The following is a 12,054-nucleotide window of genomic DNA, read 5'->3' as shown; positions in this document are numbered from 1 at the left end:
ATTCTTCTCCGCCATAACGGGCTGGGATATCAACTGATCTTGCATTTTGTTTTAATACTTTTCCTATATGGCAGATTGCAGCATCACCTGCGGGATGCCCATAAGTATCGTTAATAAATTTTAAGTGATCAAGATCTAGAATAACCAAAGTAAATGGTTGCTTTAAGCGTGTAGCACGATCTACTTCAGAGGATAAACATTGGTCAAAATGCCTTCTGTTATACAAACCGGTAAGGCCATCTGTAATTGCCTGCTCTCTGATTTGTTCAAATAATCCAGCTATTGTTACAGCAAGTTCTATTTGGCCAACAAATAGACTTAAGAAATTTCTTTCAGTATTACTAAGCTCATTTCTTATTGAAACAGCAATAAGACAACCAAAAGGTTTTTCCTGAACAATTATAGGCAATATTGATATTGACCTGTTTGCAAATAAAGAGTCCAGTTGCTTTAGCTTTTCACTGTCTATTTCAGGATTAGAACCCAGAAAAATATGTTTAAAGCTCTTAACGCACTTAATATCTCTACTATGTATAGATTGATTAACTATATTTTTAGGCTCATTTATAGAAATTTCAATGTTTTCTAAAGGATGTTTCAGTATGTCTTGAATCTTTGCAGCAAATTCATTGTCATTTGCGGCTCTAACCTTCAATATGGAAGAATTTTCCTTGTCATAAATTTGGAATAATGCACAATAAAGATAATCTAATTCATTAGAAAGACCATTAACAACGGTGGATAAAACTTCTGATAGCGGTTCAGAAGAGTTCATGGTGCCCCATATATGTCTTAATGTTAATAAGCTTTTATTGGCTTGATTTAGCTCATTTGTTCTTTCAGAAATCTCCTTTTCAAGGATAGCGTTTCTCTCAAAAATATCTCTAAATCTTTGTCCTTCATCAAGCACACTATGCTCAAGAGCACCTATTTTATTTTTGTAATTTTTAACTTTATTGACAATATTTTTATACCAATTAAGGGGCATATCTCTTCCTATTATTTTCTTTTCTTTAATGCATTATAATACAATATTTTTGCCAATTAAAGTAAGTTTTTCATTAAAAATTCTGAATATCTTGTCAGGCGTGACTTTTTTCATACACTCCATATGGTAATCTTTCTTAAGACAGCGTTTTTTATGGCATGGCTGACAAGGTAAATTTGCTGCTATTGCTGTATGTTTTTCTCCATAAGGGAAGGTTCTTTTATAACTTGTAGAACCTGATATCATAATAATTGCTGGTTTATCTGTAGCATTTGCAATATATGCCGGGCCTGTGTCCGGTGCTATTACAATATCTGTCCTGTTAAATAATTCTATTAACTCAAGAAGGCTTGTTTTTCCAGCTAGGGATAGGTAATTATCAGTGTTGGCTTCTGAGGTTATTTTGTTAATTAAAGCAATATCCTGAGAAGATCCAATAAAAATTACGTTATTATCAGGAGCTAACCTGTCAAGTAATTCGCTCCAATAGCTTTCTAACCAGTGTTTTGATGGCCATGTTGTAGCAGGAGCTAATATTACTATAGGTTTATCTTTATCAAGATTCTTGAGTAAACCACTTACAGTATCTTTTATTTGTTGGTTAATTGGAGGTAAGCTAAATTTAATCTCATCTGTCGGGGCTTCAAGATGTTGGGCAGTTTCAAGATATCTTTCAATTACGGGTTTATTAGGGTCAAAGATATTATGTGCTTTTAATTTTTCATTAATGAATATGTCTGCAAATTCACGAGTTTTAGCGTGAGCAATACGCCTTTTAGCCCCGCTTAAGTAAGTCAGAATGCCACTTTTAAATAGCTCTTGAAGATCGATAGCTATGTCAAACTTTTCATTTTTTATTGTTTTTATGAATTCCAGGAATTCCTTACAGGTTTTTAAGGTGAAGCCTTGCGATTTCCACTTCTTTTTAGGTAAAACATAAACCTGATCTATGAGGGAATTTCCTAGAAGGATTTCAGCAGCCTTATCCTCCACAAGCCATCCTATATATGCATTAGGGAATTTTCTCCTTAATGCATGCAGGACTGGAAGAGAATGAATTACATCTCCTATAGCACTGAGCCTTACTATTAGAATTTTGGGTTTATGTTCCATAAATTCGATTTCAATTAAAAATTATTATGAAAAAAACATATTCAATTAAAATTAATATCATAAATAATATTTTTAATGTATTAAAGTTAATCTTGGTTTCAATTATTTAGAGGAACAAAATCCTAATATAGTGCTCTATCATTTTAATATGAAAGGACTTACCTGTTCATTCGAGATATTTATGTTTTGGCATGCTATCTGATTTAAAATGGTTATTCATTAAAGATTATTAACAATCAGATATACTAATTTTTTGTTAAAAATGAACGTATTTAAATTTTTTGTAAGGGGTAAATACAGTAAAAAATGAAAAATAAACCTGCTGATGAATTAAAAAGTTCTATAGTTAAGCTTTCTGGTCAAATAGACCAGCTGAAGAGCAGGATTACAACTTGTGATGATTCAAACAGGGTGTATAATCGCTTAATAATTGAACGAGCTTGTATCAGGCAAAAGCTAAAAGAGATGCAATCAAAAAATATAGTTTCTTTCTTTTGTTGTAAGAAAGTTAAGTCAAAAGGTAACCAAAAACGAATATGTGATTATTTTAGCTCCTAAATTAAGTAGGAGCTAAAATTTTATAAGTTATTATAAATATCAACTGTTATTTAAGGTTGGTTTTGGTTTATTTTTTGAAAATTTTGTTTTTAGGAAATTAGATAAATTGTGAAAAATATCTGGATTTTCTTTTGTATGTATTATTTCTCCAATTGTCAGAATTGCTCCATTTCTTATTTTTAAAGCCTGATTAAGCTTTTCTTCGTTAACATTATAGTTACCATCAATCAATTCAAGCTGTTCGTTAATCATTTTTCTTGGATTGATTTTGCGTTTGTAGACGTGAGGGTATTTGTGGATTATTAACTTATTATTTTTTATCTTTAATTTATGTGTGTAATACGTCACTTTTACAGGCGTACCTATTTCTACTTTGTCAAATAAATCTTCTGCATCTTTAATACGCATTCTTACACATCCGTGAGAACTATATTTGCCAACAGATGAAGGTCTGTTAGTGCCATGCATTCCGTATTCATTATCGTTTTTATCTCTATGAAATCCAATCCAGCGTGTTCCTAAAGGATTATCTTTACCCGGTCTTATTCTGGATATTCCTGCTGGTTTATATGGATTTTCCCATCCCGGATTTGTAATTTTAGTAATAACCTCAAAATTACCAGTAGGTGTTGGGAAGTTAGACCTTCCAACACCTACTGGATAAGTTTTCTCGATTTTATTGTCTTTTCGCAGTTCAAGAGTTCTGGATGGAATATCTATAAATATTTTGTACTCATCAGCCTGTGCAGGAATAATATTAAATAAGTGAAAGAAAAGAATTTGTGCTAATAAGAATAAAAGTACTTTTTTAATATTCATATTCTATCCTGTTGAAAAAGCAGTTCCTACCAGAAGCCTCTAACTGGTCCGCTTGGGGTTGTCTGTTTGGAAACAGGCTCTCCTTTTTCTGCATAGCAGTATTCTTTACTGTAGTTGATGATTGGATCTAATACAGAAATATCAATTGGTTTACAGGTTGTTTGAACAATTGGGACCTGGTAATTATGAGTTATAATTATTCCAGAAAGGTTTTCTGCATCAATAGATGAGATTTGGAACCACATTTCTTTATCAATAGGATTAGCAATACACATATCTAATTGAGCAACGTCTCCTGGAGGAATGTCTTGGTTGAGATTGAATGCTGGCATGAATATTCTTGTGTAACCTTGTCTGGTGTTTTTAATAGTTAAATGAAGAGTATCTCCCTGGCATACATGAAGGGTTCTAGGATAGAAGTTAATATTAGGATAACCGTTTGATTCGATATCAATTGTTTGATAAACATCAGCAGCATTAGCACTGGAAACTATACCTATGGTTGCTGCTATAGTTAAAGCTGAAACCAATAATTTCTTTAACACCTTTTTGTCTCCTTTCCTTTTTATGTCTTTATTGTTTATGTTTGCTTAATTGTATATACTTACTTATTAAAGTTAGCAAAACTTTCAGGGTATTTCATCAGACATTGCAGCTAGATATTCTAGCTAGTAAATTGAGCAATTTGTGATAAAGATTAATTTAGTATTTGATAGAGATAAAGCGGGGCATACTTTCCCCGCTTTATCTTTTAGTTAACTAGGCTATTGGCATCCAAATGCTATAGAAACTCTATCATCTGAGTTAATTTTTGCGATTCGACTTCCACCTGCACCAACTAAGTAGCCAATTTCATCAGCGGATACACCAAGTATACCTGTCGCACCACTTAAGGCAACTCTGGTTAAGTCGAATGGGGTTCTGACTAATTCAACTCCTGAACCTAGAGCGCTTCTTCCTGCAGCTCCAAATTCACCATTAACTAGCTCACCACCTGCTGTACCAATTCCACCTAGGATTTGTTCGGTTGAATTACCAGCAATAATAGTCATACTGCCAAGTGTTCTTCCGACTGTACCTAATAATCTGCCTGGCCATACGAATGGAAATTCAACAACTCTTGTAAGTGCATCTCTCCAGGCAGGAGTATCAGCTGCTTGTACTTGAGCCGTCAGAACTTCTGTTGGTAATGCTGCTGTTTGGCCACCAGATGTTATGCCTGAGAATGCAACTTTGAGAGCTCCATCACCATTAGCTCCACCTGGCCTGATAACCTCTACAACTCTGCCTCCAACTGTGGATCCTGCAGGGAATGCAACATTATTTATTGTTACAGGTTCTAATGTAGTAGCTGTAAAAGTATCGCCAATATGACCAGTTCTTGCTGAAATATTATCATTAAATTTAACGTTTAATACTGGTGCAGTGATTATTTCTTGTTGTAATGTTGCTGCAGCACCTGTAACTATAGGTTGTATTGATTGTTCCAGTGCTAAAGTTTGTCTTACATTTGATAACATTGCAGCAATTTCTGCTCTGGTTGCATTTTGGTTTGGATTAATTTGATTTGGAGTTGGTGTTCCCTGTAATGCACCTGCCTTTAGTGCTTTAGCTACTGATATTCTAGCCCAGCTAGGAATTTCATCACCATCTCTATATTGATTTAGAATTTGATCTGCTTCTGTACCTGTCACTGTGGTTGGTAAAGCCATTGCCAAAGTGTTTAATGCTTCTGTTCTTGACACTGGTTCTGATGGGCGGTATGTATCATTTGGATAACCAGCTACAAGACCTCTATTATAAACTTTATCTATAGCAGGATTTGCCCAATGTCCCTGTGGTACGTCTCTAAATATTTGTTCTGGTCTAGCTGGAGTATCTTGTAGATTTAATCCGGATACTAACATTGTTGCAAATTCAGCTCTTGATACAGGTAAGGTTGGTCTAAATGTGCGATCTGGATAACCAGTAATTACACCAGCTGTAGCTAATCTGCTAATTTCATCGCTTGCCCAGAATCCTTGTGGTATATCAGCAAATGTTACTTCTGGAGCTGCGGCTCCTGTTATTGCTGTTGGTATCATTACTGTTCTTGAGAATTGCAATGCTGTAGCTGTCTGCATTGTAATAGGCCCAGTAATAGGTGCCTGCCCTGGCATCAATGATATAGGAGTACCAGTTCTGATTTGTTGTATATTACCTCCGCAACCAAACGGATTTACTGATCCTGTTGTAATAGTAGTTGAAGGAATCAGTGGTGATGCAGCTCCGGTAATATTAGAAGAAATGGGGGATGTGCCAAAAGCAAGTGCTGGTGGATTAATTACTGAAACTCTGTCATTGATTCCACCTAGTTCAATTATATTACCTGCTCCAGACACATACTCATTCATATCAGGCAATGCAGGATATGCATAAACTTGTCTTTCAATGTATTCTGTTTTACCAATACTACCTGGGCAGGTAGCTGTAAAAGGTGTAACTTGAGCTGCAGCACCTGTTGGACACATTGATATGGTAGTTGGAGTCATCACAGATGTTTGTAAAGGAACTCTAACAGGTGTAGTTGTTGGACATACACCTTGCTGCATCATCATTTGTTGTTGCATCATAGGTTGTTGCATCATAGGTTGTTGCATCATAGGTTGTTGCATCATAGGTTGTTGCATCATAGGTTGTTGCATTCCTACTGGTGCTTGTGGAACAACAACTGCAGCGCCACCGGTTGGTGTTGGTACTTGTATAATAGTATTTGGACATACAGGGCATGCAGGAATGGCAGGTGTAGCTGGTATAACTGCTGCACCACCTGTAATTGCTCCCGGGGTTATTTGTACTTCAGGTTGTTCAAATCCTTCAGGAGCCATTGCGCTTCTTTCACCAATTGTAGCACCAGGTACACATGGTACTGGACATACTGTTGCTGCGCCACCTGTTGTAACTGGTCCTAATGGAGTAACTGGAACCATAGTTGGGCATACTGGATCAGCTGGAGTTACAGGCATAGTAGGTACTATTGCTGCACCTCCAGTAACAGGCACTTGAGGTACTATTGGAAGTACTTCGCATTCTAATCCCATAGCTTCTGCTGCTGCTGCACCACCAGTTAAATTTGATGTTTGTGGTGTTGCTACAGTTTCAGGTCTGATTAGAATTTGTGATGGTTCTATTGTTGGACTTACAGGAATAACTGCTGCTCCACCTGTTGGAACTGCAGTTTGGCAAGGTGGACATTGGCCATATATTCCTTGTGCTGCTAATGCTGCAGGTATTGCTGTTGTTTGAGGTGACTGGAATGTTGAGATTTCTGTTGAACCTGCAGCATTACCGCCATATGGTTCTGTTGTGCCAAATGCTTTAAATGTTCCAGCGGGACCCACTCCAACTGCTGTTGGGGTTACTTCATCAACAGCAACAGGAGCTTGAACTACTGGACTAGTTTGAGTAGTAACTGTCGGAGTGGTTTCTATTTCACCCACTTGAGCTTTAGCCGCATTACCAGCAGTTAATACACTTATTGATATTGCTGCTGCTAATGATAATTTCTTAAAGTTCATCGTATCTTCCTCCTTAATTTGAATATGTCCAGAAGTTTGCTTCCGGAAATTTTCTTAACCATAATATTCTTATCTAGTAGCTATATGAAATGCTCCGTATTTATTAAACTGTTTTTTTATGTCGGATTTTAAGTTTCTATTTATATGAGTTACTAATAGTACGTTTCCTTTCTCTTTAACTGCTTGTTCAAAAAATTTTGCCTCATGTTCCGGGATTCCTAATCCAATTAATGCTCCTATTATTGATCCTATTAGACCTCCTGTTGCTGCTCCTGCAATTAATCCTATTATTGGCCCTGAGACGACCAGGCCGATTCCTGGAATGACGACTACTCCTATTAGAGTCAATCCTCCGATTACAGCACCAAAAAGACTTCCTGCTGCAAGTCCTTTAAATGCTTCTTGAGGTGCTTTTGTTCCTGTATCTACTGCAAAATGTTGATTTTGTGTTTCTTTTGACATTAAAATGTTGATGTCATTTTCTGAAACACCTTTTTCTTCTAAGTAATTGATTATTTCTGCTAGGTCTTCTTGTGATCTGAATATTCCAGATACTGTCGTTTTTGATCTTTCACCCATTTTATTGCCTCTCATCTCATATTGAAATTGAGTTTTATGTGTATATGAGTTTTTCGAAAAAACAAACTAATGAATGACTTTATTGTTTATAAAATTTTTGGATTTTTATTATTTGAATTATGAGCCTTTTAAGGGTAATTAATCATTACCTCTATTTCCTATCTATGTGGATAGTTCAAAAAATTGCTTGAACTTATCTTTGTAATGATTTTGAATAAGTTTTTTAAATTTAGCCTTTGAACCCAGGGTTTTAAGGATTATTATGCCCAATAAGCTATTCACTTCAATGTTCCTTTATGTATTTGTAAGGAACTAATCCAAAAAGTGTGGGTCAATATTTTATAGATATTTTAAATAAGGGTTAAGTAATATTAAGGTTGGTAACTTAGCTATTTTTCTTTAATTAAATAAAGTTAAATAATTAGCATGGAAAAGTATTGCAAACTTATGCTTAATAAAGTATATTTTATTGTCAATAATATAAATTTTTTGTGTTTAACTTAATGAAAAGGTAAAAATATAAGGATCATTTATGAGTAGCAAAGGAGAACGTTATTGGTTAGAAATAGGCAGGATATTTATTCTGCATCCAAAGTCATTCAAGGATACTTAGCGCCTTCTGATGACTCCATAAAAATGGATGCAGCTAAGCGTGTGAAGCTTAATGATGAGCTTTTAGACAATTGTATTTACATTGCTGATAACGCTGAAGAGATAGAATTAAGTGAATTAAACACTATTGATACTCCAATAGTTGATGCATTGCAGAATTATTTAAATAATCCGTCAGTACCGCTGCATATTCCGGGACATGCCAGGGGTGAAGGAGTTCTCCCTAAATTTAAAGAGTTGGTTGGACAAAGGGTAATTAACTTAGATACTACAGATGAATTTGATAATCTTGGTACGTTATATCCTGCTGATGGTCCTATTGAAAAAGCTCAAGAATTAGCAGCAAAGGCGTTCGGAGCTTCTAAATCCTTTTTTCTTATAAATGGTTCTTCTGTTGGCAATCTTGCTTTAGCCTTGACAGTGACAAAAGAAAATAAAAAAGTAATAATAGGTCGTAATTGTCATCGTTCTGTTATTAGTGGTATAACTTTAACTGGTGCTGAACCTGTGTGGGTAGCACCTGAAAGACTAGATGACTGGGGTATATGGGGACCCGTTAATCCCGAAGAAATAGAAAGATTACTCGATGAAAATCCTGATGTCGGTATAGTATGGATCACTAACCCGACATATGAAGGCATAGTTAGCGATACAGCAGCTATATCTGCTATATGTAAAAAAAGAAATGTTATCTTAATAATAGATGAAGCTCATGGATGTCTTTGGAAATTTAACGATGAGCTTCCAACTTCAGCTTTAGAAATTGGAGCTGATGCAGTTGTACATTCATTGCATAAGACAGGTGGAAGTTTCTCTCAGAGTTCTATTTTGCATCTTGGAAAAAATAGCAAAATAAATGCGGAAGAAGTAGAAGCAAATCTTAGAATGCTTCAGTCGACAAGCCCATCTTATATGCTTCTTGCGAGTTTAGATGCTGCAAGGGCATATTTAACCAGTAAATATGGTCAAAACAGGCTAAATAAAGCTGTCGAAAATGCAAATCTTATTAGAGAAGGTTTGATATCTTTACCTAGAGTCAAATGTTTATCTGTAAAAGATGGATACAATATTGATCCTACAAAAATATATCTGACTATAGACGGTTTAAGCGGTAAAAGATTAGAAAGTATTCTTGAAATTGAATACCATATTGAGGTAGAAGCAGCAACAGATAATGGTATTTTAGCTCTTTCCAATGTAGGAAATACTGAAAAGGAGCTTGAGTACTTCTGGGAATGCATTAAATCTATAGTTAATAGTAATTATTCTGATATTACATATCTAGATAAAGCTAAATACATGCCATTTTTAACCCCTGAGATTGTATGTACTCCCAGGAAGGCATATATAGCTCCAAAAGAAAAAATTTCGCCTAAAAAGGCTGTTGGTAAAATTTCTGCCGAAGTAATTGCTGAATGTCCTCCGGGGATTCCGGTATTAGTCCCAGGTGAGAGAATAACTACGGAGCATATTCCTTATCTTACTAAGTATGAAACAATCTGGGTTAAAAAAGACACTTGACTGTTTTTAAAAAATATAAAAGAAGGAAATTTTTTGATCTGTAACCCTGTTACTGGACACTCGAAAAAAAGAGTGGGTAACAGGGTTCTTGTATTCAAATAAAATTAGATAAAGAAGAAATTATTAAATAAGGGAAATTTACAGAATACTTAAGTATTCTGGCCAATTAATTATGCAGAGTGAGTGGGTATGCACCGTGTCAATTTGAAGGTGACAAGGTCACTTTATTTAAGTTATCAATTATTCCAGTCTTAATTATGTGTGTTGGCACCAGTGACGGAGAAAACTTGCTCACTCATACATCAGGTCAATTCACTATTTATCAATGGAACTTAAAAAAATGATCCCTGTTCAGGGATCATTTTTTTGTATCTTAGCCCTCATTATGTTCGGGCTCTTTTTTATATTTTTTGTTGGTATTTTTATGTTTTTAGTCCTAAAATCTTTTTATACCAGGAGAAATCAGCCACTTTGATACCATTAAATGTTGTTTTAACACGTTGTTCTTTTAGATAGCTTTCAAACTCATCTTTTGATTTTGGAAATACTTCTTTTGGTGCATTTCTCTCAACTAATGTGACCATAACTACTCTCCTTATTTTGTTTTTGCTTTAGTATATATAACTTATAATAAGAAATTATATACTATTAAATTTTACATAATGTTACCATGAACACACTTGACTTAATAGTGTATGGATTACCCCAAAAAGAAGATAGCTAGAAATTATTAGGCTATAAATATGTTTTTTGTAAATTTTTGTAAACTATTTTACATTATTTAAAACTTTTGTTTTCTGTGAAACCTGTGCTGCTAGAGGAACACTATGATTAGGGCTTTCCAGAGGCAGGTCTCCATATTTCTCGGCTATCCTATTAGCTAAAGCTTCTTTTTTTGGATCAGGATCAAAGAATAATCTTGTATATAACGATACTCCATTATTTAATATATCTGCATTGTTGGTAGAGCTAAAAATTTGAGGATAAACATATTGATGGTATCTGTTGGCAAGTGTGTTAAGCGCCAGGCAATTTATTTCTTCTTGAATAGAAGATAAACCGTCATTATCTTTTGCATGTCCTAATTCATGAAATATAGCTTCAGATATTGCCAGTATTACAGCTGGATCTTTAGTCCCTCTATATTTTTCATTGATTATTACCATATTATTATCGTTGTTTAATTGGGCATGAGCTTTAGGACTGCTTACTGGTCCAAATTCTATCCTTAATCCTCTTTTTAAAATTGTTTGCATTGCTTCTTCACCACTATTATAAAGAATATTTACCCCAAGTTTTTTCATATGTTCAACATCACCGGGTAAATATCTAACCTCTCTGAGTTTATTTATAGATTCCTTGATTGCAGGATCTGTAATCCAGGGAATATCCATAGAATACTGAGGGGCTTGTATTTGAGGATATGCATAAGTTGTATGTGGAGTTGTTCGTGCTAGTTGAGGATAAGCATAATTTCTCATATATTGAGATCCAGTTGAAAAATATTCTGGACTTTGGTAATCTTGCGCAGGGAAATTATAATTAGCATTTGATGCAGGAATAAGTGTATTGGGTATATATCCTGCATTGTAGTAATTATTAAGGTTGCTTACTTGTCCCAACATTTATTATCTCCGTACTTTTATTCTTTATAAACTCAAACTGCAATTTAAATAATTATCTAAGTCATTGCGAGGTGGCTAAACCACATTCACACTGTCAACAATCTTTCTTTAATATACAAGAATCATTGATACTGAGTTTGTGCCTCTGGCACCGTGGCAATCTCTAAGCATTAAACTTATAAGTAGCAATTTAAATTCTCTATAAAATAAAACAAAATATGTTAATTTATTGCTTATTATTTAAAGTTTGTTTTTTATTTAAGTTATTATTTGTTACAAATTTATCAATTTAGTATACTTAGATATCAAAAAGTTTAGTAAAAATTTTTTTATATATATAAGAACATGTAAGTTGGGATAATAGAGGTTAAGATGTTAAAGCCAATTGCAATGCCCGTTAGAATTCCATCTCCAAAATGTGGACAGGATTATACAAATCCTGAAAACAATGCTCCTACGACAAAAGAAAAAGCGTTTCAGGGTTTCGAAAAAGTAAAACAAGAAAGATACAATGATTTTTATAGCCATGAGCAAGCCCATAAATCAGCAGGTGGAGCTCAGGCAGGTAGTATTTTTATTGAAACTGACGGTAATGGTGTTGCTGTTGGTGGACATGTTCCAATTAGAATGCCAAGTGGTGTAGATAAACTTAATCCTGAAAAAAGCCACAAAGAAGCAGAAG

General features: G+C 34.6%; 9 protein-coding genes and 1 pseudogene (1 of these 10 only partly in view). 3 read left to right on the top strand and 7 right to left on the bottom strand.

Annotated elements, in window-relative coordinates; all coding sequences use genetic code 11:
* Together A2255_08330 and A2255_08325 are read right to left on the bottom strand one after the other, a co-directional pair.
* Positions 1 to 988: the 5' portion of a hypothetical protein gene (locus A2255_08330; protein OGI22726.1), read on the bottom strand. Its footprint begins 944 nt before the window's first position; 988 of the gene's 1,932 nt are visible here — the first part of the coding sequence; its start codon is at positions 986 to 988; its stop codon lies beyond the left edge, outside the window.
* Between the two features lie 33 nt (positions 989 to 1,021).
* Positions 1,022 to 2,101, bottom strand: coding sequence for a hypothetical protein (locus tag A2255_08325; GenBank protein OGI22725.1), 1,080 nt, complete (start codon positions 2,099 to 2,101; stop codon positions 1,022 to 1,024).
* Positions 2,102 to 2,407: 306 nt separating this feature from the next.
* Between A2255_08325 and A2255_08320 the strand changes: the two genes are divergently transcribed.
* A complete protein-coding gene (locus A2255_08320; protein ID OGI22724.1) occupies positions 2,408 to 2,659 on the top strand; it encodes a hypothetical protein in 252 nt (83 codons plus the stop codon).
* Positions 2,660 to 2,698: 39 nt separating this feature from the next.
* Here the strand turns inward: A2255_08320 and A2255_08315 are convergent, their stop codons facing one another.
* From A2255_08315 to A2255_08300, 4 genes are all read right to left on the bottom strand, one after another.
* The gene (locus A2255_08315; GenBank protein OGI22723.1) at positions 2,699 to 3,478 is read right to left on the bottom strand and encodes a hypothetical protein; all 780 of its coding nucleotides are present in this window, start codon (positions 3,476 to 3,478) and stop codon (positions 2,699 to 2,701) included.
* A gap of 26 nt (positions 3,479 to 3,504) precedes the next feature.
* Positions 3,505 to 4,023 (bottom strand): hypothetical protein, encoded by a 519-nt coding sequence (locus tag A2255_08310; GenBank protein OGI22722.1) that lies wholly within the window; start codon positions 4,021 to 4,023, stop codon positions 3,505 to 3,507.
* Positions 4,024 to 4,242: 219 nt separating this feature from the next.
* On the bottom strand, positions 4,243 to 7,035 hold the full coding sequence (locus A2255_08305) for a hypothetical protein (GenBank protein ID OGI22721.1): 2,793 nt from the start codon (positions 7,033 to 7,035) through the stop codon (positions 4,243 to 4,245).
* Positions 7,036 to 7,104: 69 nt separating this feature from the next.
* Complete coding sequence (locus tag A2255_08300) at positions 7,105 to 7,614, bottom strand: hypothetical protein (GenBank protein OGI22720.1); 510 nt, start codon at positions 7,612 to 7,614, stop codon at positions 7,105 to 7,107.
* Positions 7,615 to 8,169: 555 nt separating this feature from the next.
* Here A2255_08300 and A2255_08295 point away from each other — a divergent pair.
* Complete coding sequence (locus A2255_08295; GenBank protein ID OGI22719.1) at positions 8,170 to 9,747, top strand: hypothetical protein; 1,578 nt, start codon at positions 8,170 to 8,172, stop codon at positions 9,745 to 9,747.
* Positions 9,748 to 10,514: 767 nt separating this feature from the next.
* Here A2255_08295 and A2255_08290 read toward each other — a convergent pair.
* Positions 10,515 to 11,372 (bottom strand): hypothetical protein, encoded by an 858-nt coding sequence (locus A2255_08290; GenBank protein ID OGI22718.1) that lies wholly within the window; start codon positions 11,370 to 11,372, stop codon positions 10,515 to 10,517.
* A gap of 372 nt (positions 11,373 to 11,744) precedes the next feature.
* Between A2255_08290 and A2255_08285 the strand changes: the two are divergent.
* Positions 11,745 to 12,054 (top strand): annotated as a pseudogene (locus A2255_08285) (hypothetical protein).

This window comes from Candidatus Melainabacteria bacterium RIFOXYA2_FULL_32_9, assembly GCA_001784615.1.
Taxonomy (GTDB): domain Bacteria; phylum Cyanobacteriota; class Vampirovibrionia; order Gastranaerophilales; family UBA9579; genus UBA9579.
Note: the sequence above shows the minus strand (reverse complement) of the source record. Positions and strands in the feature narration are given on the sequence as shown.